Consider the following 21,218-nt stretch of genomic DNA (forward strand, 5'->3'; position numbering starts at 1 on the left):
CTATCAGCCATCGCGCTCGCCGCCGCAGTCATATTCTGGCTCTGAAAATCAATGAGTCTGGAGCCTAGAGGCGGCGCTCGGAGGCGGGGTCGAACAGGCTCACCTTGCTCATGTCGATCTCGAACGGAACGGTCTCGCCCGGGCGCGGTGCGTCGTCGGCCTCGCAGACCGTGACCGCCTCTTGCCCGGCGATGCGGCACATCAGGATCGTTTCGGCGCCGGTCGGCTCGTCCATGTCGATCTCGACCGGGAGCGTCACCGAAGGCCTGCCCTTGCGCTCGGCGCGTCGCGCCTGTGCCGGGCTGAGATGTTCGGGACGCACGCCAAGGATCACCTCGCGCCCGGCGGGCAGGTCGGCGCGCAGGTCAGGCGGCAGCGGCAGGACGGATCCGTCCCCGCCTGCGATGGTCACGCCGGCTCCGTCGCCCGCCGGCGCGCTACGCGCGGAGAGGAAGTTCATGTTGGGCGAGCCCATGAAGCCCGCGACGAACATGTTCGCCGGGGTTTCATAGATCGCCTTGGGCGTATCGTACTGCTGCAGCACGCCCTGGTGCATCACCGCGATCCGCGTGGCGAGCGTCATCGCCTCGATCTGGTCGTGGGTGACGTAGACGGTGGTGCGCCCGACGCGCTGGTGCAGCTTCTTGATCTCGCTACGCATCTCGACGCGCAGCTTGGCGTCGAGGTTCGACAGCGGCTCATCGAAAAGAAACAGCTTCGGGTCGCGCACCAGCGCCCGACCCATGGCGACGCGCTGGCGCTGGCCGCCTGAAAGCTGGCCGGGCTTGCGGTCGAGCAGCGGCTCGATCTGCAACAGAGCCGCCACGCGCGCGATGGTCGCGTCCTGCGTCGCCCGGTCGATGTTGCGGCATTCCATCCCGAAGGTCATGTTCTGGCGCACGGTCATCGTCGGGTAGAGCGCGTACGACTGGAACACCATTGCGATGTCGCGGTCCTTGGGCGCTTCGTCGTTGACCAGCCGGTCCTCGATCAGCACCTCGCCGCTGGTCACGCTCTCAAGCCCCGCGATGATTGACAGCAACGTCGACTTGCCGCAGCCCGAGGGACCGACAAGCGCGACGAACTCGCCCGACTCCGCCTCGAGATTGATGTCCTTGAGCACCTCGACAGCGCCGTAGCTCTTGCGGAGGTTGCGGATCTGCAGTGACGACATGTCGGATTTCCCTATTTGACCGCGCCGGAGGTCAGCCCCCGGACGAAGTACTTGCCCCCGATGACGTAGATGAAAAGCGGCGGCAGCGCCGCGAAGATGACCGAGGCCGCCTCGACGTTGTAATGCCGCTCGCCGGTGCCCGAGCCCGAGAAGGCGACGATGGCCGAGGTGATCGGCTGGTTGGCACCCGAGGTGAACACGGTGCCGAACAGGAACTCGTTCCAGATACCGGTGAACTGCCAGATCACGCAGACGATCAGGATCGGCGGCGAGAGCGGCAGCATGATGCGCCGGAAGATGCGCCAGAAACCCGCGCCGTCGATGCGCGCGGCCTTGATCAGGTCGTCCGGCACCGCGAGAAAGTAGTTGCGGCAGAACAGCGTGGTAAAGCTGATGCCCTGCACGGTATGCACCAGCACGAGGCCGGCAATCGTGTTCGAAAGGCCGATCTTGCCCAGCACGAAGGCCCAGGGCAGTAGTGTCATCTGCGCCGGCAGGAACACCCCGAGCGTGATCAGGCCGAAAACCCAAGTGTCGCCGCGAAAGCGCCATTTCGACAGAGCGTAGCCGTTCACCACGCCGAAAGCGGTCGACAGGATCGTCGCGGGGAGGGTCATCAGCAAGGTGTTGGAGAAATACCGCGACACGCCTTCGCAGGTGCCGCCGATGCAGAACGAACTCCAGGCTTCGCCCCAGTAGCGGGTCGACATCATGTCGGGGATCGAGATGAACCCCTGCCGCACGATCTCGTCGAGCGGCCGCAGCGTGTTCATCGCGATGATGAGCAGCGGCGACAGGTAGAGCAGCGCGAAAAGGCCGAGCAATCCATAGACTACCGCGCGGGCGCGAATCTGCCGTGACCGGCTGCCAGTGGCGAGCGGGTCGAACTCGTGATGCGTCGTCTCAGCCATGCGGGGCCGCCTCCTTGCGGCTGCGCCAGTTGGTCCAGAGCACGTAAGGCACCAGCACCAGCGCGAGGGCGACAAGGATCATGACGGCGGCGGCAGCCCCCTGGGCGATCTGGCCGCGCTGGAACATCAGGTCGTAAACGACAATCGCCGGAACGGTCGTCGCAACGCCCGGACCACCCTGCGTCAGGGCGACGACGAGGTCGTAGGTCTTGATCGCGAACTGCAGCAGCACGACGGTGACGGCCACGAAAATCGGCCAGATCGTCGGCAGGACCACGCGGCGGTAAATGCGCGGCATTCCGGCCCCGTCGATCTGGGCTGCCTTGACAAGATCGCCGTCGACCGAGCGCAGCCCGGCGAGGATCAGCGCCATCGCAAAGCCCGACGCGTGCCAGATGCCTGTGAAGACGACGACGTAAAGCGCCATGTCGCGGTCGGTGATCCAGTCGAACTGGGCGCTGATCCAGCCGAGGTCGTTGAGCGCGCGCTCGACACCGGTCTGCGGATGGAAGATCCAACGCCAGACCGTGCCGGTCACGATGAAGGAAATCGCCAGAGGATAGAGAAAGATCGTGCGCCAGACGGATTCGAAGCGCACACGCTGGTCGATCAGGATCGCCAGCAACGTTCCTACGGCAAGCGATCCAAGCACGTAGAGCAGACCGAAGAGAAACAGGTTCTGGTAGGAGACGATCCAGCGCTTGCTTTGCCAGAGGGCTGCGTATTCGCCGAACCCTCCATAGGCCATGTTGGGCAACAGGGTCGATTGCGAGACCGAGATCCAAAGGGTCCAGAGCGAGAAGACCACGACATAGATGAAGGCCGCGGCAAGTGTCGGCAAAAGCACGATCTGCGGAGTCAGCCCGGAGAGCCGCGCGAATAGCCTGGGCCGGGACGGACGGGACGTCATGGCATACCTCTCAAGGGAACGGCGCAGACCCGCACCGACCTCTGCCGGTGCGGGCCGCTGTCGGTCAGCTTTGCAGTTCGACCGCGTCGGCGAGCTGGTTCGCCGCCTCCTCGGGCGTGATCGAATCGTCGGCCACGAACTCGGTGATCACCTCCATCATCGCGCCACGGAACTTCTGCAGCACGGTCATGTTGTGGGCCATCGACCGCACAAGCGTGTTCTGTTCGACCGAGGCTTTCAGATCCTCCAGCCCCTTCTGCTGGCATTCTGTAAAACCGCCCTCGGAAAGATCGACGTCCGTGCGCGAGGGGATCGAGCCCTTGGCGACGTTGAACGTGACCTGGAACTCGGGCGACATGATCGTGCTTGCCAGCAGCTTCTGGCCCTCGACGTAGTCGGGGTCCTGCTGGTTGAAGAAGACCACCGAGTCGGCATTCAGGATGAAGCCGTCGCCACCCCAGTCGACCGGGGTCTGATTGCAGAGGTAATCCTCGCCCTCCTTGAACCCGGCGAGATTCGCCGAGGCAACCGTCCAGTCACCCATCAGGAAGAAGGCGGCCTCGCCAGACATGGTCATCGTCATCGATTGTTCCCAGGAGCGGCCGTTAATCCCGTCATCCATGTAGCCGACCATCCGGCGCAGCTGCGCGAAGGCGTCGATCATGCCCTGGCTTCGCATCGCCTCGACATCGGCCTCCTGGAAGGCCGCGCGGTAAAGGTCGATATCCATGCCGTAGACCACGCTGTCGAACGTCGTGGTGTCGGACCAGTCCGCGGCGCCGTGCGCGATGCAGGTGTACCCCGCTTCGATGATCTTTTCGCAAGCCGCGTTGAACTCGTCCCAGGTCTTGGGCACCTCGAGCCCGACCTCGTCGAGGATCTTGGGCGAGCTGTAGAGCCAGTTCACCCGATGGATGTTCATCGGGGCGGCTACCCAGTTGCCGGTGGGTTTCATCACCGAGACCAGCTCGGGCGCCACCACGTCGTCCCAGCCTTCAGCCTCTGCGACCTCGTCGAGGTTCGCGGTGGTGCCCGTGGCGTTCCATTCCGCGATCTCGGGACCTTTCAGCTGCACCGCCGCCGGCGCGTTGCCCGCCACCACGTCCGAGCGCAGCTTGGCCAGCGTGTTCGACGTGTGGCCGGAAATCGCCGTCTGCTCCCAGGTGCCGCCGGCCGCCTCGTACATCTCGCCGAGTTTGGCGATGGCCGCGGCCTCGGAACCCTGCGCCCACTGGTGCATCATGTTGGTCTTGGGCTCGGCCGCGGCGGCCGTGGCAAGCGCCACCAGCGCAAGCGCGGTGGCCCCGCTGGTCCGAAGGGTGTGTTTCATGGTCATCGTGGTTCTCCTCCTGTTTTCTTTCTGACTAAGGTCCGGCAGTCAGATCGAGATCCCGCCATCGACGTTGACGGTCTGCCCGGTGACGAAGCCGGCGTCTTCCGATGCCAGCCAGGCGCAGGACCCGGCGATCTCTTCGGGGCTTGCGAAACGACCCGCGGGCTGGCGGTCGAGAAACCATTTCTCCGCCGCCTCGAGGCTGCCCAACTCGTTTGCGAGATCCGCGATGCGCGCGCGCAGCGACGGGGTATCGACCACGCCGGGGCAGATCGCGTTGAAGCGGATGCCCTGGGACAGATAGTCGGCGGCGCATGCCTTCATCAGGCCGATCACACCGCCCTTGGCAGCCCCGTAGGCCGCGCGGAACGGGTATCCCTTGAGAGACGAGGCCAGTGAGGCGATCAGGGTGACCGAGCCGCCGCGGGTCTTCATCAGCGGCACGGCCGCGCGGGTGACATGAAAGGCACTGTCGAGGCAGATCGACTGCGACTTGCGCCAGTCGGCGTCCGAGCATTGTTCGACCGTGCCGTGATGCACGAAGCCCACGGCATGGGCCACGATATCGACCGATCCGATGCCGCCGAACCAGTCCTCGACCGCCCTGGCGTCGGTCGCATCCACCGCAGCCGTCGAGGCCACGTCGAGACCGTCAAGCAGGCCGCCATCGAGATCGGAGGCATGAACGCGGGCGCCTTCCGCCGAAAGCCGCTCGGCGATCGCACGCCCGATCCCCTGCCCCGCCGCCGTGACACAGGCGACACGCCCGACAAGGCGGCGCGGCACGGGGCGGTCTTGCGTCATGGCGGTCAATAGGTGGCCCTCCCGCCGGAGAGGTCGAAGACCGCTCCGGTGGTGAAGGAGTTTTCGGCAGAGGCCATCCAAAGCACCATGCTGGCGATCTCCTCGACCGTGACGAACCGTTCGCGCGGGATCTTCGAGCGCATGTACTCGATGAACTCCTCGCTCACCTGTTCGAGGATGCGCGTCTGTGCCGTCGCCGGAGTGATGCAGTTGACCGCGATGTCGTTCCTGGCCAGTTCCTTGCCCAATGACTTGGTCAGCGCGATCACCGCGGCCTTCGAGGCCGAGTAGGCCGAGGCGTTCGGATTGCCCTCCTTGCCGGCGATGGACGCGACGTTGACGATGCGGCCGTAGTCGCGCGCCGCCATGCCCGGCACCACGGCGCGGCAACAATGGAAGGTGCCGTCGAGGTTGACCGCCTGCACCTTGCGCCACGCCTCGGGCGGATAGTCGGCCAGAGTGTGGGTCGGCCCGGCAATACCCGCGCTGTTGACCAAGATGTCGACCTGCCCGAAGGCTTCCTCGGTCTGCGCAAGCGCGGCTTCGACGCTGGCGAGGTCACTGACATCGGTCTGCACCGGCAGGCGCGACGCCTCGGGCAGACGGCTCACCCGCGGCTCGAGGTTCGAAATGTCCACATCCCAGATCGCAGCGCGCCCGCCGGAGGCCACGATACGCTCGGCCACCGCCGCGCCGATGCCGTTGGCCCCGCCGGTCACGACGGCAACGCGGTCTTCGAAGTCATAGCTGTTCATGCTGTTCCCCCTCTCTCGACAACGGTCTGACGCTGAGTACCGAGCCCATCGATGCCCAGCGTCACCACGTCTCCCGGCGTCAGGAAGACCGGTGGTTTCATGCCCGATCCGACGCCCGGCGGCGTGCCGGTGCAGATCAGGTCTCCGGGTTCGAGCTGACAGAACTCGCTCATGTAGGACACGATGGTCGCCACGTCGAAGATCATCTTGGACGTGCTGCCGGTCTGCATCCGCCTGTCATTAACATCGAGCCACATGCCGAGGTCCTGCACGTCGGCAATCTCGTCCGGCGTCACCAGCATGGGACCCGTGGGGCAGAAATTGGGGTAGCTCTTGCCCTTGACCCACTGCCCGCCGCGTTCGAGTTGCCAGGCGCGTTCGGATACGTCATTGACCAGCGTGAAACCGGCGATGTGGTCCAGCGCCGCGTCGCGCGAAATCCCGAGCGTGCGCTTGCCGATCACGATGCCAAGCTCGACCTCCCAGTCGAGTTTCGTCATCTGCGGCGAATAGAGGATGTCGTCCTCGGGTCCGCAATAGGTGGCCGAGGACTTGTTGAACAGGATCGGTTCCGCCGGAACCTCCATCCCGGCCTCGGCCGCGTGGTCCGAATAGTTCAGACCGATGCACCAGATGTTGCGCGGCTGGGCCACGGGCGGCGCGATCCGGCGGCCTTCGGCGGAGATTTCCGGCAAACTGGAGAGATCTGCAGAAGCCAGCCGCGCAAGCGCGCCGTCGGCGAGGGTCTCGGGTTTGAAGTCGGGAACAACCGAGGACACGTCGCGAAACTTGCCATCTTCATCGACCAGGCAGGGGGTCTTGTTGCCGTAGCGGTCGCCGAACCGTGTGAGTTTCATGTCATGCTGCTCCTTGCTTCCTGTCTGCCCAGCCGGTCGCGGCCAAAGGTTTGCCGGCAACGAAAGCCTCCTGCCCCAGCACTTCCGCGATCCGGAGGCACTCGTTCCACTTCGCCATGCGCTCGGAGCGTGCAAACGATCCGACCTTGAGTTGCCCGGCGCCGAACCCGACCGCCATGTGACTGATCGAGACATCTTCGGTCTCGCCCGATCGGGCGGAGACGATGGTGCCGTACCCCGCCGCCCTGGCGGCCTTGAGGCAGTCCAGCGCCTCGCTGACCGTGCCGACCTGGTTCACCTTGATCAGCACCGCATTGCACGCGCCGTCCGCGGCGGCCGCCGTGACGAGGTCGGCTTTGGTCACGAGGTAGTCGTCGCCGATGATCTGCACGCGCGCGCCGAACTCGGCCGTAAAATCCCGCATGCCCTCCGGGTCGTCCTCGGCCAGCGGATCCTCGATGCTGGCAATCGGATAGTCGGCGATCCAGCGGCCCAGCAGGCCTATCATCTCGTCGCGCCCGAGTTCGCGATCTTCGAGCGCCAGCCGGTAACGCCCCTTCGCGCCGAACTCCGAGGCCGCCACGTCGAGCGAGATGACGACACGCTCGCCCGGCGTCTCGCCCGCGTCCTCGATCGCGCGCACCAGCGTCTCCAGTGCTTCCTCGTTGTGATCGAAGACCGGCCACCAGCCGCCCTCGTCCGCGACGCCTACCAGCCGGCCCTTCCGGTGCATCAGGCTGCCGGCGGCGCGGTAGATCTCGGCGGTAGCAGCCATCGCCTCGTCGAAGGTCGCAGCCCCCGGCACCATGACCATGAAATCCTGGATATCGACGCGACGCCCGGCATGCGCTCCGCCACCGAAGATCTGGATCTCCGGCAACGGAAGGCTCGGGGCGGCTCCGGACAAGTCGGCGCAGTGGCGCCAGAGCGGCACGGCTTTGGCGGCGGCACCGGCATGCAGGACGGCCAGCGAGGCCGCGACTACGGCATTGCCGCCCAGGCTATCCTTCAGGACGCTTCCGTCGAGCGCCAAGATCGCGGCGTCTACCTCGGCCTGTTCGGTGGCGTCCATGCCCTTCAGCGCCGGGGCGATGCGCCTGCGGACGTTGTCCAGCGCAGCCTGCACGTCGAGACCGGAAAGCGCGGTACCGCCATCGCGCAAGTCGACGGCCTCGCGGGTGCCGCGCGATGCGCCCGCCGGCGCGATTGCCCGCCCGGTTGCCCCGCCGTCGGTGACGATCTCAACCTCGACCGTAGGGTGCCCCCGGCTGTCCCAGACCCGGCGCGCGATGACGTCAGAAATCGTTCCGGCCACGCGGTAGCCTCCCTCAATTGTTCACGTGAACATCGCGACGAACACTCAGACTGTCAAGAGCCAATTCGGTTGCGGTTGGTGAACGCATGGCATCGGAGCTTCACAAAGCGCCGGCGGCGGTGCCGGGAAGACAAAGAAATGGGAAGCGCAAGGATACGCAGTATTATGGCTGTCTTCTGAGAAACCCCGCCGGGCCGCCGAAGGCTTTCCGCCTATTTCAGCGCGCTGTCGGGATCCGGCGCCAGGTAGAGACCGGTCTGGTACGCGAGGTCGGCGTCCAGCGGCACCAGGGACGCTTGCGACATGTCCGGCAACTGATGCGCGATGCCCTTGTGGCAGTCGATGCAGGTTCGCTCGCCGGTAAAAAGGAAACGTTCATGCGCCTCGGCCGCCCGGTTGCTCTGACGCGTGATGTCCATCGACTCGGCGGAATGACAGTTCCGGCACTCGAGCGAATCGTTCTCACTGAGCCTATGCCACTCGTGCTGCGCCAGTTCGATGCGCTTCTCGAGGAACTTCTCGCGCGTGTTGATCGTCCCGAACACCTTGCCCCAGACTTCTTTGGAGGCCTGCATCTTGCGCGCGATCTTGTCGGTCCATTCGTGCGGGACGTGGCAGTCGGGACAGGTCGCCCGCACTCCGGAGCGGTTGGTATAATGGATCGTCGGCTTGAGTTCTGCAAAGACGTTGTCGCGCATCTCGTGACAGCCGGTGCAGAAGGCTTCGGTGTTGGTGACCTCGAGCGCGGTGTTGAACGCGCCCCAGAAAATTATGCCCATGATGAAGCCGCCGAGGGTCAGGAACCCGAGGCTGAGATAGGCGGCCGGGCGCGTCAGGATGTACCAGGTCCGCTTGACCAGTCGCCACATCAGTCGGTCTCCTCCTGAAGCTGCTGCGCGATGCCCAGGACGGCATCGACATCGACGAAGCCGTTCTCCACCAGGGGTCGCGCATCGTGCTGCACGACATGGCACTGGGTGCAGAAGTACCTGCGCGGCGTGACCGCGGCGAGCACCTGCCCGTCCCGGCTCATGAAATGGGTGACGGACACCATCGGCGCCTGGCTGACCTCGATGGCCGTGCGGCTATGGCAGGTCAGGCATTTGTTGGCGTTGAGATCGATTTGGTAGTTGTCGATCTGGTGCGGGATCAGCGGCGGCTGCTCGGGGTAGTTGCGCACCTGCCGGATATCGGAGTTGACGACCTCGGGCATGCCGGTGGTCTGGGCATTGGTGTCGAGCGGTTCGGACTGCCGCAGCGTCGCGACATGCTCCTGAGCGACCGTTGCCGTTGCCGTCACGGCCAGCAGGCCCGCGATTAGGAGGTTCCTAGAATGGCCCATGTCGCACCTCACACCGCTTCGATGCGCACCGCGCATTTCTTGAAGTCCGTCTGTTTCGAGATCGGGTCGGTCGCATCCAGCGTCACCTTGTTGATCAGCCGCCGCGCATCGAACCACGGCACGAAGATCAGCCCACGCGGCGGCTTGTTGCGGCCCCGCGTCTCGACCCGGGTCAGCATCTCGCCCCGGCGCGAGATCACCCGCACCTCGGAGCCACGCCGCACGCCCATCTCGACCGCGTCGTCGGGATGCATGTAGCAGAGCGCATCGGGAACCGCGCGGTAAAGCTCGGGCACCCTCTGGGTCATCGACCCCGAATGCCAGTGCTCCAGCACCCTGCCCGTCGAAAGCCAGAATGGATACTCGTCATCGGGTTCTTCCGCCGCCGGTTCAAACGGCAGAGCAAAGATGTTCGCGCGCCCGTCGGCGTTGCCGTAGAACTCGATCTTCTTGCCCGCGCTGACGTAGGGGTCATAGTCGCCGTTGAAGCGCCACGGTGTCTCCTTGCCATCCACCACCGGCCAGCGCAGGCCGCGTTCCTCGTGGTAGCGCTCGTAGGGAGCCAGGTCGTGACCGTGACCGCGCCCAAACTCGGCATATTCCTCGAAAAGACCTTTCTGGACGTAGAAGCCGAAACTCTCGGCGTCGTCGTTGGCGTAGTCCGGGCTGATCTCTTCGATCCCGAAGGCATCGACCTTGCCGTTGGTGTAAAGCACCTCGTAAAGCGTCTTGCCGCGATAATCGGGATTTGCCGACAGGATCTCTTCGGGCCACACCTCGTCGGTCGTGAAGCGCTTCGAGAACTCCATCAATTGCCACAGGTCCGACCGCGCGCCCTCGGGCGGGGCGACAAGCTGGTGCCAGACCTGGGTCCGCCGCTCGGCGTTGCCATAGGCGCCTTCCTTCTCGACCCACATAGCGGCCGGCAGGATCAGGTCGGCGGCCTCGCAGGTCACCGTGGGATAGGCGTCGGAGACCACGATGAAGTTGTCGGGGTTGCGGTAGCCGGGCAGCCCTTCCTCCATCATGTTGGGTGCCGCCTGCATGTTGTTGTTCACCTGCACCCAGTAGCAGTTGATCAGCCCGTCCTTCAGATCGCGGTTCTGCTTGACGGCATGGCTGCCGACCCAGTCGGGGATGGTGCCTGCGGGCAGCTTCCAGATCTCCTCGGCATGGGCGCGGTGCTCGGGGTTGGTCACCACCATGTCGGCGGGCAAACGATGTGCGAATGTGCCCACCTCGCGCGCCGTGCCGCAGGCCGAGGGCTGGCCGGTCAGCGAGAACGGCGAGTTGCCGGGTGTCGAAATCTTCCCCGTGAGCAGGTGCAAGTTGTAGACGAGGTTGTTGGCCCAGACCCCGCGGGTGTGCTGGTTGAATCCCATCGTCCAGAGCGACATGACCTTGGTGTCGGGATCGGCGTAGAGTTGCGCAAGCTGTTCGAGCCGCGAAGCCTCGACGCCGGTCATCTCGACCGCCTTCTCGAGCGTGTATTCGGACACGAATTCCTTGTATTCCTCAAAGCTCATCGGCTCGGCACTGTTGGCGTCGCCGGCGTGTTCGGCCGCCTGCTCCAGCGGCGTCTCGGGGCGAAGGCCGTAGCCGATATTGGTCACGCCGCGCTTGAAGTTGACGTGTTCGTCGACGAAGGCCTCGTTCACCGCACCGTTTTCGATGATGTAGTTGGCGATGTAGTTCAGGATCACGAGATCCGACTGCGGCGTGAAGACGATCGGGATGTCGGCCAGGTCGAAGCTGCGGTGCGTGAAGGTCGACAGCACCGCCACCTTGACATGCGGATGGCTGAAACGCCGGTCTGAGATGCGGGTCCAGAGAATGGGATGCATCTCTGCCATGTTCGAGCCCCAGAGCACGAAGGCGTCCGCGTTCTCGAAATCATCATAACAACCCATCGGCTCGTCGATGCCGAAGGCGCGCATGAAGCCCATGACAGCGCTTGCCATGCAGTGACGCGCGTTGGGATCGATGTTGTTGGAGCGGAACCCCGCCTTCATCAGCTTGGATGCGGCATAGCCTTCGTGGACCGTCCACTGACCCGACCCGAACATGCCGATTGCCTTCGGTCCCTTCTCGCGCAGCGTGGCCTTCCATTTCTCGGCCATCAGGTCGAAAGCCTCGTCCCAGCTGACCGGCTCGAAATCGCCGTCCTTGTGGTACGCCCCGTCCCGCTTGCGCAATAGCGGCTGGGTGAGGCGGTCGGTGCCGTACATGATCTTCGATAGGAAGTAGCCCTTGACGCAGTTGAGGCCTCGGTTCACCGGCGCCTCGGCGTCGCCGTGGGTGGCGACGACGCGGCCGGCCTTGGTCGCGACCATCACCGAACATCCCGTGCCGCAGAAGCGGCAGGGCGCCTTTGACCACTTGAGGTCGGTGACGGCCGCATCGGTGACGAGGTTCTGCGCGGCCGCCGGCACCGGCAGCCCCGCCGCAGCGGCGGCCGCCGCGATGGCCTGGGCCTTGATGACATCCCTGCGGGTCAATTCGCTCATGAGGGCTCTCCTTGCGTGGCTTCGAGGTCGGCGGCGCGTTCGATCTGGTGAAACACCAGCGCCGCGTTCGCGACCCCGTCCATCAATTGCATCCGGGTCAGGGCGTCGGCGATCTCGCCTTCGCCGTCGGTTTCCATCGTCACGACGATCCGCCCGCCGCGGTCCGCGATGGCGATCTCCGTGTTCGCGATCTGAAGGACCGCGGTCTGCACCGCTTCGAGCCGCGCCGGGTGACAGCGCAGCACGAGGCTCGAGATATGCCGTGTCGCGCTCATGCCGCCTCGCGTTCGCGAGCGTCCAGTCTCAGCACCTCGGCGGGGCAGAGCCCGACGCAGGCGCCGCAGCCGGTACAGCGATCGGCGTCCACGCGCAGCGCACCGACGACCCCGCCGCGGGCGTCGAAGACAAGTGCTGAGCTGTCACAGGCGTCGGTGCACAGCCGGCAGCTGATCCCGAGATCCATCAGGCACCCGGGGTCGAGCGCGACGGTGACGTTCCACGGCGGGACACGCCCGGTGTCGAAGACTCCGGCATCGCAGGCTTCGGCACAGGCCCCGCAGAAGGTGCAGGCCCCGCCGTTCAACCCCACCGCCGGAACCGCGTCCGGTCCGAGGGCGAGGATGGATTCGGGACAGGCTTCGACACAGGCGTTGCAGCCGGTGCAGGCCGTGCGCGTGTCGGCATCGAACCACGGCGGTCGGATCGCCGCGTCCGGTTCGCGGGACCGCGCAAGCAGAAAACTGCGCCGCGAAACTGTTCTGCTATGCTCCGCCGGCATCCCCTCTAGCCGCCGTGCGGTCCGGGCGGCCCGTAGATCAGCTGGTACATCCAGACGATGAAGCCGTAGCCGCCGACGATCATCACCGCGAGGATCGGCGCCAGAAAAATCGCCAGGAAGACGAAAACATTTCGCTCTTCGGCGCGGGTCACCTCACGGGTATCGGACTCGTCCATAGCCATAGGTTAAATTCCCATCCCTGCGCACATGCTACAGTTGAACCCCAATCGGGTTAAGTCTTGATTTTCGGTTAATTTGCTGCCTTAAGCGCGCCGACTCGGACGGCGCCCCTCAAGCGGCATCGTCGACCACGTCCGACCCGCGAGCGGGTGGCCAACCGTCTGCCTAACTTTCACCGCAACTGCCGCAAGGCGATTGCCCGGCCCCCGGTGCGCGCGTCGAGACCTCCGGAGCACGGTCGCGACGAAATCGCGCCTGCTGGCCATGGATCGCCGTTCCTTTCGCGACGGCCCTGCCCTAGACTGATCGGCGAGGCAGAAAAAACAGGAGAGAATGATGCGCCGAGTGGTATCGATCGCGCTTGCGGTCGGCGTTCTTGCATCCGTTTTGGGCAGCCTGCCGGCATCGGCAGGCTGGCGCGACCGATACGAAGTGCACGGCGTCGAGGACGGCGACATGCTGAAAATGCGCTGGGGGCCGGGCACCGAGTTCGTCGTCGTGCTCGGACTGCCCAACGGCACGGTTCTGCGGGTGCATGAATGCCAGCAGACCGGCGGCACGCGCTGGTGCAAGGTCTCGCTTAACGACGCGCCACGGATGAAGGGTTACGTGTCCTGGGCCTACCTTCGGGAAATCTGACACTTCCCCCGTTGTCTCAGATCTACAAATGCGGTCCCGGGGCGACCTGACGCAGGAAATGGCGCGACGCGGCCTGTCGCGCGAACCTTGCCGCTTGACGCCCCGCGCCGCTTCGGTTTCTGTCGATCCATGGTTCCCCGAAAGGGCAATGGCCCGAGGGGATGAAATGGGAATGCGGAATCGCGCCTGGAACGGGCGCGCAGCCCGCAGCCGCCCCCGCGACTGTGAGCGGTAAGCGGTGTCCGGTGCCACTGGGTCAACCCCGGGAAGGCGGACATCGCAATGACCCGCGAGCCAGGAGACCAGCCATGCCCGGAAACCACTGAACCCTCCGTCGGGTGTGACGGAAAAGGAGAAAGACCATGCACATCGAAGAAGGCGTCGTCACCGGCGCGAAAATCGCCCTGGGCTACGCCACCGCGGCAGGCGCGGGCGCCTATACCCTCAAGCTTTGCGCCGACGCGCTGCGCCAGTCCGGCGCCGCCGCGCTGGCCGGACGTGCGGCGCTCTCGACGGCGCTCGTGTTCTGCTTCTTCGAGGTGCTGCCACATTATCCCGTGGGCGTCTCCGAGGTGCATTTCATCCTCGGCTCGACCCTTTTCCTGCTGTTCGGTCCGGCCGCCGCCGCGCTCGGTCTCGCCGCCGGTCTCTTGGCACAGGGACTGCTCCTCGCGCCCTTCGACCTGCCGCAGTACGGCATGAACATGACGACGCTGCTGGTGCCGCTTTTCGCGCTGCAGGCGCTGGCAAGGCGCATCATCGCACCCGGCACCGCCTATGTCGACCTGGAGTACCGCCAGGCGCTGGCTTTGTCGGTCGCCTATCAGGGCGGCGTCGTCGCCTGGGTGGCGTTCTGGGCCATCTATGGCCAGGGCTTCGCCGCCGGCAACATTGCCGCCGTGACCTCGTTCGGCGCGGCTTACATGCTGGTCGTCGTATTGGAGCCGCTGGTCGATCTGGCCGTTCTCGCGGGCGCCAAGGCGCTGCGCGGGCTCGAGCGGTCCGGCCTCGTGACGCCGCGGCTCTACAACGCCGCCTGAAAACTTCTTCAACTTGCAAATGGCTCCCTGACGGGAGCCATTTGTCTTTTCAGGGGTCGACGTCTGCCCCGCCAATCGCACCCGAGCCGCTTGATCGCGGATACGGACCCAGCGCCAGCGGTGACTTGCTGACGATCAGGCGTTTTCCCGCAGCGCATCCAGTCGCGACCGGGGCCGCGCCTCGCTGTCCGCGTCGAGGCGCGCGTGAATTTTCTCCATAACGGCGCAGAAGGTCGAAAGCTCCGCCGCCGTCAAACCGTCGAGCAGCCGCGCCTCGATCCCCGTCACGATCGGAACGATCTCGGCCAGCGCGCTTTCACCCTTCGCGGTCAGCGAAATGTCGACGAGCCGACCGTCCACGCGACCGGCGAGCTTGCGCACCATGCCGGCGGCTTCGAGCCGCGCAACCGCTCGGCTGACCCGGGGCTTGTCGAGATTCACGAAGTCGTGGATGTCGCGCACCGAGACCTTGCCACAGCGTTGCAGATGCACGAGCACGCGCCACTCCGCCACGCTCAAGCCGTGGGTGCGTTCATACTCCACGCTTAACCGTCGGCTCACGCGCTCGGACAGGACTGCGAGCCGGTACGGCAGGAAGGCGGACAGGTGGAAATCCTCGGGCATCGCGGCGTCTCCGGATCGTTGCACCGGGAACGATATTGACTTTCGTTGTAAATGCAACGAAAAATTGGAAGACAGTCTGCGGTGCGATTCCACGTGTCGCGCCGGCAGATTCATCAAGGGAGAGCAGGACATGGCCAAGGCATTCGCCTCGCAGGGAGACACTGGCGAAAAGGCGATCTCGTTCACCGAGATCGGCGAGGGCCTCTATGCCTTCACGGCCGAGGGCGATCCGAATTCCGGCGTCATCATCGGCGACGACAGCGTGATGATCGTCGAGGCGCAGGCGACGCCCCGGCTGGCACAGAAGGTCATCGACTGCGTGCGCGGGGTCACCGACAAGCCGATCACCCATCTGGTCCTGACCCATTACCACGCCGTGCGGGTTCTGGGTGCCTCGTCCTTCGATGCGCAGCAGGTCATCATGTCCGACACCGCACGGGCTATGGTGGTCGAGCGCGGGCAGGAAGACTGGGACAGCGAGTTCCAGCGCTTCCCGCGTCTGTTCGAAGGCTACGAGAGCATCCCGGGCCTGACGTGGCCGACCACGACCTTCTCTGACGCGATGACCGTCTATCTCGGCCAGCGCAAGGTCGAGATCAAGCAGATCGGCCGTGCCCACACCGCCGGCGACAGCGTGATCTGGGTGCCCGACGCGCAGACCATGTTCACCGGCGATATCGTCGAATACCATTCCGCCTGCTATTGCGGCGACGGGCATTACGAGGATTGGGGCGGCACGCTCGACGCGGTCAAGGCCTACGACCCGCAGTCCATCGCCCCTGGCCGCGGCGACGCGCTGGTGGGCCGGGACATGGTCGACGCGGCACTCGCCAGCACCCGCGACTTCGTCGACAGCACCTACCGGCCCGTCAAGCAGGTGGCCGCAAAGGGCGGAACGCTGAAAGACGCCTGGGACGCGGTGCGCGCGGCCTGCGATCCGAAATTCGCCGATTACGCGATCTACGAACACTGCCTGCCCTTCAACGTCGCCCGCGCCTACGACGAAGCGCGCGGCATCGACACGCCGCGGATCTGGACCGCCCAGCGCGATCTGGAAATGTGGGAGCAGTTGCAGGGCTGATCCGGGCGCGAGGGAGGAGGACCAATGCTCGACGACCGATATGCGCTGGCGTTCCGGCTCTACCCTTACCAACGCTCGGTTGATCAGGACGCGGAGACACCTGCGCGCCACCCGGTCGTTGTCATGGGCGGCGGTCCGATCGGCGTCGCCACGGCGCTCGATCTGGGCCTGCAGGGCATCCCCGTCGTCCTGCTCGACGACCATGAAGGCGTCGGCCAGGGCAGCCGGGCGATCTGTTTCGCCAAGCGCACGCTCGAGATCGCCGGACGCTACGGCTGCGGAGAGGCGATGCTGGAGAAGGGCGTGGTGTGGAACGTCGGCAAGGTCTTCCACAAGGATGCGCAGGTCTACGAATTCAACCTGCTGCCCGAGGACGGGCATCGCTACCCGGCCTTCATCAATCTGCAACAACCCTATTTCGAGAAGTTCCTCGTCGAACGCGTGCGGGCGGCCCAGGCAGCCGGTGCGCCCATCGAGCTGCGCGGCAGGAACCGCGTCGACGGCGTCGAGGTCCACGACGATCACGTCATGCTCGACATCACCACGCCCGAAGGCCCCTACCGGATCGCGGCGGACTGGCTGATCGGCTGCGACGGCGCCTCCTCGCCCTTGCGTAAGATGCTGGGGCTCGATTTCGAGGGCCGCGTCTTCAAGGACAGTTTCCTGATCGCCGACATCACCATGACGGCGGATTTTCCGACCGAACGCTGGTTCTGGTTCGAACCCTCCTTCAAGGACTCCGGCGCCTCGGCGCTGCTGCACCGCCAGCCCGACGGGGTCTGGCGGGTGGATTTCCAGATCGGCTGGGATATCGACCGCGCGGAAGAGCTGAAGGAAGAGAATGTGCGCCGCAGGCTCGACGCCATGCTCGGACCGGACGTCGACTACGATCTGGTGTGGACGTCGATCTACACGTTTCAGTGCCGCCGGATGAAGAAATTCCGGCATGGGCGGGTGATCTTCGCGGGCGATGCCGCGCACCAGGTCTCTCCCTTCGGCGCGCGCGGCGCCAATTCCGGGATTCAGGACGTCGACAATCTCGGCTGGAAGCTGGGGTTTGTGATCTCCGGCAAGGCGCCCGAAGGCCTGCTCGACAGCTACGACGCGGAACGCCGGCACGGGGCGGACGAGAACATCCTGAACTCGACCCGCTCGACGGATTTCATCACGCCGAAGTCAAAGATCAGCCACGTCTTCCGCAATGCCGTGCTCGACCTCGCGCGGCACCACGCCTTCGCGCGGCCTCTGGTGAACTCGGGACGGCTCTCCGTACCGTGCGTTTACGACGGCCTGTCGCTGACCGGCGCCGATGAGCTCGAAGGCGGTCCGGAACGGACCCGTCCGGGCGCGCCCTGCCCCGACGCGCCGCTGGCGGACGGGTTTCTGCTCGACCGGCTTGGATCGGGCTTCGTGCTGCTCGGCATCGATGCTGGCCTGCCCGGAGATCTCGAGATCGCAGGCATTTCTTTGCGCTCGGTCACGGTCTCGCGCGGCGACGACCCTTCCGGCGCGCTGACCGCGCGCTATCTCGGAGCCGCGTCTGCGGCCGTCTACCTCGTGCGACCCGACCAGCATGTCGCCGCGCGCTGGCACGCCTATGACAAGACCGTGGTCGCCGAGGCCCTGCGCACCGCCTGCGCGCTCAAGGACATCTGACCATGCTCAATACTGCCGCGAACATCCCCGACCCCGATGGTTTCTATGCCGACCTCATTGCCGCGCATGACGGCCTCGATGACGACGAAAGCGCGGCGTTCAACGCGCGCCTGATCCTGCTTCTGGCCAATCACATCGGCGACCGCGCCGTCCTCTCCGAGGCACTGGCCGCAGCCCGCGCCTCCAGCCCGAAAGGAGACACCTCGTGACCAAGATCGACCCAGTCACGCTGACCCAGTCCGACGGCAGCGCCATCCATCCCGGCTACATGCCCGGCTTCGGCAACGACTTCGAGACCGAGGCCCTGCCCGGCGCTCTTCCACAGGGCATGAACAGCCCTCAGAAATGCAACTACGGGCTTTACGGCGAGCAGCTCTCCGGCACCGCCTTCACCGCCGATCCGCCCGAGCGGACCTGGACCTACCGCATCCGCCCCTCGGTCAAGCATTCCACGCGCTACGAACGCATCGACCTGCCCTACTGGAAATCCGCGCCGCACGTCGTCGAGGACGTAACAAGCCTGGGCCAGTACCGTTGGGACCCGGTGCCGCACAGCGACGAGGCCCTGACGTGGCTCACCGGCATGCGCACGATGACCACCGCCGGCGACGTCCATACGCAGATCGGCATGGCGGCGCACATCTACCTTGTGAACACCTCGATGGACGACGCCTATTTCTACTCCGCCGACAGCGAATTGCTGGTCGTGCCGCAGGAGGGCCGCCTGCGCTTCGCCACCGAACTCGGCATCATCGACATCGAGCCGCGCGAGATCGCGATCATCCCGCGCGGGCTCGTCTATCGGGTCGAGGTGCTCGACGGACCCTGCCGCGGTTTCGTCTGCGAGAATTACGGACAAAAGTTCGAACTGCCGGGCCGCGGCCCCATCGGGGCCAACTGCCTTGCCAACCCACGCGATTTCAAGGCTCCGGTTGCGGCCTTCGAGGACCGCGAGGTGCCCTCGACACTGACGATCAAGTGGTGTGGCCAGTTCCACGAGACGAAGATCGCGCAAAGCCCGCTCGACGTGGTGGCCTGGCACGGCAATTACGCGCCGGTGAAATACGATCTGCGAAACTACTGCCCGGTCGGCGCGATCCTCTTCGACCATCCCGATCCGTCGATCTTCACTGTGCTCACCGCCCCGTCGGGCGTGCCCGGCACCGCCAACATCGACTTCGTGCTGTTCCGCGAACGCTGGATGGTGGCCGAGGACACCTTCCGCCCACCGTGGTATCACAAGAACATCATGTCCGAGCTGATGGGCAACATCTACGGGCAGTACGACGCCAAGCCGCAAGGCTTCGCCCCGGGCGGCATCAGCCTGCACAACATGATGCTGCCGCACGGTCCGGACCGGAATGCCTTCGAGGGGGCGTCGAACGCGGACCTGAAGCCGGAGAAGCTCGACAATACGATGTCCTTCATGTTCGAGACCCGGTTTCCGCAACAGCTGACCGCATTCGCGGGCCGTGAGGCGCCGCTGCAGGACAATTACATCGATTGCTGGGACAGCCTGGAGAAGAAATTCGACGGAACGCCCGGCCGGAAGTGACGCGACCGGCGCCTCAGCGCCAGTCTATTCCGCAGATCCAGTCCCGGGCCGCGGCGATGGCGGCCGGTCCCGGATGGTCGGCATGCCACAGCAGCCAGACGGCACGCGACATCGCCGGGCCTGACCGGCGATGCACGGCGGCCCGCAGGCGCGGATCGCCTCGGCCCAGTGACAGAGGCAGCACGGACTTGCCCTGCCGAAGCACGACCGCTTCGAGGGTCGAGGACAGATCACTGACGCGGAGGGGTGACAGGCGCTCGTGCGGCCCGCGCAGGTCGGCAATCCAGCGCGCCTGCGGCAGACCTGCGTGCGCATCGTCATAGCCGATCCAGGGCAAACTCTCCTCGTCACCCGCCGCAATGTCCGCGGCGCAGAAGACGCCGAAAGACCAGTCCGCCAGCTTCCGCGTCTTGACCGCCAGCCCGCCCTGGCCGGGACGGGCGAAACGCAAGGCGAGGTCGGCTTCGCGCCGGGTCAGATCGAGATTGCGCGCCTCCGGCACAAGCTCGACCGACAGATCGGGATGTGCTGCGCTCAGCGCCGGTACCGCCGGGATCAGCACATGGTTTACGATGATCGGCACGGCACTGATGCGCACCGTCCCGGACAGACCGGCCGACGTCCCCAAACGATCTTGCAGCACGCTGGCATGGCGCTCGACCTTCTCGGCCTGGCCCAGCACGGCTCTCCCGGTCTCGGTCAGCTCATAGCCGCCCGAGTGTGAGCGCACAAACAGCGCGGTTCCGAGATGCGCTTCTAGTCGTTTCACCCGCCGTGCCACGGTGGTCTCGCTGACACGAAGATGCCGCCCCGCCTCTGCAAGCGTTCCGCGCCGGTGAAGCGCCAGCAGATATCTCAGGTCGTCCCAGTCAAAGTCCTGCATTTTTGCAGACTACCGCTGCACATCTACTGCGACAATCGGCGCAGACGCCATGTGATGATGCAGCCGGACCCGAACAGGAGGCCGGAATGAAATACATCGTGCTTTTCGAAGACGCCAAGACCGCGGACCCGGACATACGTGCGAAATACATGTCAGAACATCTCGCTTTTCTCGCACGACATGCCGACGCGGTTTCGGCGGCAGGTCCGCTGGACGATCCCGAAGGCAAGGGCCGGGACGGCCTCTGGATCGTCGATGCGCAGACCCCGGAAGAGGTCGAGAGGCTGGTGCGCGAGGATCCGTTCTGGCCCACGGGTCTGCGCGGCGGGCACGCCATCCTGCCGTGGAAACAGGTCTTCCCGAAATCCGGCGGGACCGCGCAGAGCTGAACACCATCGCAGCCCGCCAGAGGTCTGCCACATCAGATTTTTGGCCGCGCAGGCTCTTTTGAAAACGCCACGATAGTTCAGGCGCAACCCCTTGCAACCGGCGGCGCCGAGGCGCATCTCACGGTCGGAACCGGCGGGGCATTGCGCCTCGACAAAGGGGTGAGCGGACCAGATGGCACGACATGGCTTCAAGCAGACGATCGGACGCGCGCTGGTGCGGATCAGGCGCCGCGTGCCGCCCGGCGCGCGCCTGCTGCTCGGGCTTCTTCTGATCGTCGGAGGCTTTTTCGGCTTCCTGCCCATCCTGGGCTTCTGGATGATCCCGCTCGGGGTCGCCGTCGCGGCACTCGACGTGAAACCCGCCTGGCGCGGGCTTCGGAAGCGCCTTGGCTGAGCCAACTGTCGGTTGACGCGCCCTTCCCGCTCGTCGACGGTCCCCTCACATACCGCGCGCAAAAATCGCAGGGCGGTCAAGCGAAGGGAAC

Annotated in this window: 24 protein-coding genes and 1 riboswitch; of the genes, 8 read left to right on the plus strand and 16 right to left on the minus strand. The window is 65.3% G+C overall.

Annotation, left to right across the window (positions count from 1 at the left end; translation table 11 throughout):
- Positions 1-64: 64 nt before the first annotated feature.
- The 14 genes from R5H30_RS10870 to napE all read right to left on the minus strand — a co-directional run bounded on the left by R5H30_RS10870 (position 65) and on the right by napE (position 12,868).
- Positions 65-1,174 carry an ABC transporter ATP-binding protein gene (locus R5H30_RS10870; protein WP_318328324.1) on the minus strand — a complete coding sequence of 370 codons (1,110 nt, stop codon included), beginning with the start codon at positions 1,172-1,174 and terminating at the stop codon, positions 65-67.
- Positions 1,175-1,185: 11 nt separating this feature from the next.
- Positions 1,186-2,085: a carbohydrate ABC transporter permease gene (locus R5H30_RS10875; protein WP_318328325.1), complete on the minus strand. Its 900-nt coding sequence runs from the start codon at positions 2,083-2,085 to the stop codon at positions 1,186-1,188.
- Positions 2,078-2,995: a carbohydrate ABC transporter permease gene (locus R5H30_RS10880; RefSeq protein WP_318328326.1), complete on the minus strand. Its 918-nt coding sequence runs from the start codon at positions 2,993-2,995 to the stop codon at positions 2,078-2,080. Before R5H30_RS10880 ends, R5H30_RS10875 begins: the two co-directional genes overlap by 8 nt.
- Before the next feature lie 64 nt (positions 2,996-3,059).
- Positions 3,060-4,331 carry an ABC transporter substrate-binding protein gene (locus R5H30_RS10885; protein ID WP_318328327.1) on the minus strand — a complete coding sequence of 424 codons (1,272 nt, stop codon included), beginning with the start codon at positions 4,329-4,331 and terminating at the stop codon, positions 3,060-3,062.
- Between the two features lie 42 nt (positions 4,332-4,373).
- On the minus strand, positions 4,374-5,132 hold the full coding sequence (locus R5H30_RS10890; protein ID WP_318328328.1) for an SDR family oxidoreductase: 759 nt from the start codon (positions 5,130-5,132) through the stop codon (positions 4,374-4,376).
- 5 nt (positions 5,133-5,137) lie between these two features.
- Positions 5,138-5,887, minus strand: coding sequence for an SDR family NAD(P)-dependent oxidoreductase (locus R5H30_RS10895; RefSeq protein WP_318328329.1), 750 nt, complete (start codon positions 5,885-5,887; stop codon positions 5,138-5,140).
- Positions 5,884-6,744 carry a fumarylacetoacetate hydrolase family protein gene (locus R5H30_RS10900; RefSeq protein WP_318328330.1) on the minus strand — a complete coding sequence of 287 codons (861 nt, stop codon included), beginning with the start codon at positions 6,742-6,744 and terminating at the stop codon, positions 5,884-5,886. The genes R5H30_RS10895 and R5H30_RS10900 overlap by 4 nt, the downstream gene beginning before the upstream one ends.
- 1 nt (position 6,745) lies before the next feature.
- Positions 6,746-8,059, minus strand: a complete 1,314-nt coding sequence (gene eno, locus R5H30_RS10905) for a phosphopyruvate hydratase (protein WP_318328331.1) — start codon at positions 8,057-8,059, stop codon at positions 6,746-6,748.
- Between the two features lie 212 nt (positions 8,060-8,271).
- Positions 8,272-8,928: a NapC/NirT family cytochrome c gene (locus R5H30_RS10910; RefSeq protein WP_318328332.1), complete on the minus strand. Its 657-nt coding sequence runs from the start codon at positions 8,926-8,928 to the stop codon at positions 8,272-8,274.
- Positions 8,928-9,401 (minus strand): nitrate reductase cytochrome c-type subunit, encoded by a 474-nt coding sequence (locus tag R5H30_RS10915; protein WP_318328333.1) that lies wholly within the window; start codon positions 9,399-9,401, stop codon positions 8,928-8,930. The genes R5H30_RS10910 and R5H30_RS10915 overlap by 1 nt, the downstream gene beginning before the upstream one ends.
- Positions 9,402-9,409: 8 nt before the next feature.
- Positions 9,410-11,908 (minus strand): periplasmic nitrate reductase subunit alpha, encoded by a 2,499-nt coding sequence (napA, locus tag R5H30_RS10920; RefSeq protein WP_318328335.1) that lies wholly within the window; start codon positions 11,906-11,908, stop codon positions 9,410-9,412.
- On the minus strand, positions 11,905-12,183 hold the full coding sequence (locus tag R5H30_RS10925; RefSeq protein ID WP_318328336.1) for a chaperone NapD: 279 nt from the start codon (positions 12,181-12,183) through the stop codon (positions 11,905-11,907). Before R5H30_RS10925 ends, napA begins: the two co-directional genes overlap by 4 nt.
- The gene (locus R5H30_RS10930; protein ID WP_318328337.1) at positions 12,180-12,686 is read right to left on the minus strand and encodes a ferredoxin-type protein NapF; all 507 of its coding nucleotides are present in this window, start codon (positions 12,684-12,686) and stop codon (positions 12,180-12,182) included. The genes R5H30_RS10925 and R5H30_RS10930 overlap by 4 nt, the downstream gene beginning before the upstream one ends.
- A 5-nt stretch (positions 12,687-12,691) precedes the next feature.
- Positions 12,692-12,868, minus strand: a complete 177-nt coding sequence (gene napE / locus R5H30_RS10935; protein ID WP_318328338.1) for a periplasmic nitrate reductase, NapE protein — start codon at positions 12,866-12,868, stop codon at positions 12,692-12,694.
- A gap of 334 nt (positions 12,869-13,202) precedes the next feature.
- On the opposite strand from napE, the gene R5H30_RS10940 reads away from it, so the two are divergent.
- Both R5H30_RS10940 and R5H30_RS10945 read left to right on the plus strand, forming a co-directional pair.
- Positions 13,203-13,505 carry an SH3 domain-containing protein gene (locus R5H30_RS10940; protein ID WP_318328339.1) on the plus strand — a complete coding sequence of 101 codons (303 nt, stop codon included), beginning with the start codon at positions 13,203-13,205 and terminating at the stop codon, positions 13,503-13,505.
- Positions 13,506-13,618: 113 nt separating this feature from the next.
- Positions 13,619-13,830, plus strand: a riboswitch (cobalamin riboswitch).
- Between the two features lie 37 nt (positions 13,831-13,867).
- Entirely contained in the window at positions 13,868-14,545 is a 678-nt protein-coding gene (locus R5H30_RS10945) for an energy-coupling factor ABC transporter permease (RefSeq protein ID WP_318328340.1), read from the plus strand.
- A gap of 135 nt (positions 14,546-14,680) precedes the next feature.
- Here the strand turns inward: R5H30_RS10945 and R5H30_RS10950 are convergent, their stop codons facing one another.
- Positions 14,681-15,169, minus strand: a complete 489-nt coding sequence (locus tag R5H30_RS10950) for a MarR family winged helix-turn-helix transcriptional regulator (protein WP_318328342.1) — start codon at positions 15,167-15,169, stop codon at positions 14,681-14,683.
- Between the two features lie 130 nt (positions 15,170-15,299).
- On the opposite strand from R5H30_RS10950, the gene R5H30_RS10955 reads away from it, so the two are divergent.
- The 4 genes from R5H30_RS10955 to hmgA are packed head-to-tail and all read left to right on the plus strand — an operon-like array spanning position 15,300 to position 19,461.
- Positions 15,300-16,250 carry an MBL fold metallo-hydrolase gene (locus tag R5H30_RS10955; RefSeq protein ID WP_318328344.1) on the plus strand — a complete coding sequence of 317 codons (951 nt, stop codon included), beginning with the start codon at positions 15,300-15,302 and terminating at the stop codon, positions 16,248-16,250.
- 24 nt (positions 16,251-16,274) lie between these two features.
- Positions 16,275-17,906, plus strand: a complete 1,632-nt coding sequence (locus tag R5H30_RS10960; protein ID WP_318328345.1) for an FAD-dependent oxidoreductase — start codon at positions 16,275-16,277, stop codon at positions 17,904-17,906.
- A 2-nt stretch (positions 17,907-17,908) separates the two neighbouring features.
- Positions 17,909-18,115, plus strand: a complete 207-nt coding sequence (locus R5H30_RS10965; protein ID WP_318328347.1) for a DUF2783 domain-containing protein — start codon at positions 17,909-17,911, stop codon at positions 18,113-18,115.
- A gap of 59 nt (positions 18,116-18,174) precedes the next feature.
- Positions 18,175-19,461, plus strand: coding sequence for a homogentisate 1,2-dioxygenase (gene hmgA / locus R5H30_RS10970; RefSeq protein WP_318328782.1), 1,287 nt, complete (start codon positions 18,175-18,177; stop codon positions 19,459-19,461).
- Between the two features lie 13 nt (positions 19,462-19,474).
- On the opposite strand, the gene R5H30_RS10975 is transcribed toward hmgA, so the two are convergent.
- A complete protein-coding gene (locus tag R5H30_RS10975) occupies positions 19,475-20,344 on the minus strand; it encodes a LysR family transcriptional regulator (protein WP_318328348.1) in 870 nt (289 codons plus the stop codon).
- A gap of 86 nt (positions 20,345-20,430) precedes the next feature.
- Here R5H30_RS10975 and R5H30_RS10980 point away from each other — a divergent pair, with 86 nt between their 5' ends.
- Together R5H30_RS10980 and R5H30_RS10985 are read left to right on the plus strand one after the other, a co-directional pair.
- Positions 20,431-20,733 carry a YciI family protein gene (locus R5H30_RS10980; protein WP_318328349.1) on the plus strand — a complete coding sequence of 101 codons (303 nt, stop codon included), beginning with the start codon at positions 20,431-20,433 and terminating at the stop codon, positions 20,731-20,733.
- A gap of 172 nt (positions 20,734-20,905) precedes the next feature.
- Positions 20,906-21,127, plus strand: coding sequence for a hypothetical protein (locus R5H30_RS10985; RefSeq protein WP_318328350.1), 222 nt, complete (start codon positions 20,906-20,908; stop codon positions 21,125-21,127).
- Positions 21,128-21,218: the final 91 nt, after the last annotated feature.

It is taken from the genome of Roseobacter sp. FCG-D35 (assembly GCF_033436665.1).
Lineage (GTDB): Bacteria > Pseudomonadota > Alphaproteobacteria > Rhodobacterales > Rhodobacteraceae > JAWQFO01.

Bases quoted from the DNA above. Each gene is read 5' to 3' on its own strand.
- R5H30_RS10870 (WP_318328324.1), bottom strand. From the start codon at position 1,174: ATGTCGTCACTGCAGATCCGCAACCTCCGCAAGAGCTACGGCGCTGTC.
- R5H30_RS10875 (WP_318328325.1), bottom strand. From the start codon at position 2,085: ATGGCTGAGACGACGCATCACGAGTTCGACCCGCTCGCCACTGGCAGC.
- R5H30_RS10880 (WP_318328326.1), bottom strand. From the start codon at position 2,995: ATGACGTCCCGTCCGTCCCGGCCCAGGCTATTCGCGCGGCTCTCCGGG.
- R5H30_RS10885 (WP_318328327.1), bottom strand. From the start codon at position 4,331: ATGACCATGAAACACACCCTTCGGACCAGCGGGGCCACCGCGCTTGCG.
- R5H30_RS10890 (WP_318328328.1), bottom strand. From the start codon at position 5,132: ATGACGCAAGACCGCCCCGTGCCGCGCCGCCTTGTCGGGCGTGTCGCC.
- R5H30_RS10895 (WP_318328329.1), bottom strand. From the start codon at position 5,887: ATGAACAGCTATGACTTCGAAGACCGCGTTGCCGTCGTGACCGGCGGG.
- R5H30_RS10900 (WP_318328330.1), bottom strand. From the start codon at position 6,744: ATGAAACTCACACGGTTCGGCGACCGCTACGGCAACAAGACCCCCTGC.
- R5H30_RS10910 (WP_318328332.1), bottom strand. From the start codon at position 8,928: ATGTGGCGACTGGTCAAGCGGACCTGGTACATCCTGACGCGCCCGGCC.
- R5H30_RS10915 (WP_318328333.1), bottom strand. From the start codon at position 9,401: ATGGGCCATTCTAGGAACCTCCTAATCGCGGGCCTGCTGGCCGTGACG.
- napA (WP_318328335.1), bottom strand. From the start codon at position 11,908: ATGAGCGAATTGACCCGCAGGGATGTCATCAAGGCCCAGGCCATCGCG.
- R5H30_RS10925 (WP_318328336.1), bottom strand. From the start codon at position 12,183: ATGAGCGCGACACGGCATATCTCGAGCCTCGTGCTGCGCTGTCACCCG.
- R5H30_RS10930 (WP_318328337.1), bottom strand. From the start codon at position 12,686: ATGCCGGCGGAGCATAGCAGAACAGTTTCGCGGCGCAGTTTTCTGCTT.
- napE (WP_318328338.1), bottom strand. From the start codon at position 12,868: ATGGCTATGGACGAGTCCGATACCCGTGAGGTGACCCGCGCCGAAGAG.
- R5H30_RS10940 (WP_318328339.1), top strand. From the start codon at position 13,203: ATGCGCCGAGTGGTATCGATCGCGCTTGCGGTCGGCGTTCTTGCATCC.
- R5H30_RS10945 (WP_318328340.1), top strand. From the start codon at position 13,868: ATGCACATCGAAGAAGGCGTCGTCACCGGCGCGAAAATCGCCCTGGGC.
- R5H30_RS10950 (WP_318328342.1), bottom strand. From the start codon at position 15,169: ATGCCCGAGGATTTCCACCTGTCCGCCTTCCTGCCGTACCGGCTCGCA.
- R5H30_RS10955 (WP_318328344.1), top strand. From the start codon at position 15,300: ATGGCCAAGGCATTCGCCTCGCAGGGAGACACTGGCGAAAAGGCGATC.
- R5H30_RS10960 (WP_318328345.1), top strand. From the start codon at position 16,275: ATGCTCGACGACCGATATGCGCTGGCGTTCCGGCTCTACCCTTACCAA.
- R5H30_RS10965 (WP_318328347.1), top strand. From the start codon at position 17,909: ATGCTCAATACTGCCGCGAACATCCCCGACCCCGATGGTTTCTATGCC.
- hmgA (WP_318328782.1), top strand. From the start codon at position 18,175: ATGCCCGGCTTCGGCAACGACTTCGAGACCGAGGCCCTGCCCGGCGCT.
- R5H30_RS10975 (WP_318328348.1), bottom strand. From the start codon at position 20,344: ATGCAGGACTTTGACTGGGACGACCTGAGATATCTGCTGGCGCTTCAC.
- R5H30_RS10980 (WP_318328349.1), top strand. From the start codon at position 20,431: ATGAAATACATCGTGCTTTTCGAAGACGCCAAGACCGCGGACCCGGAC.
- R5H30_RS10985 (WP_318328350.1), top strand. From the start codon at position 20,906: ATGGCACGACATGGCTTCAAGCAGACGATCGGACGCGCGCTGGTGCGG.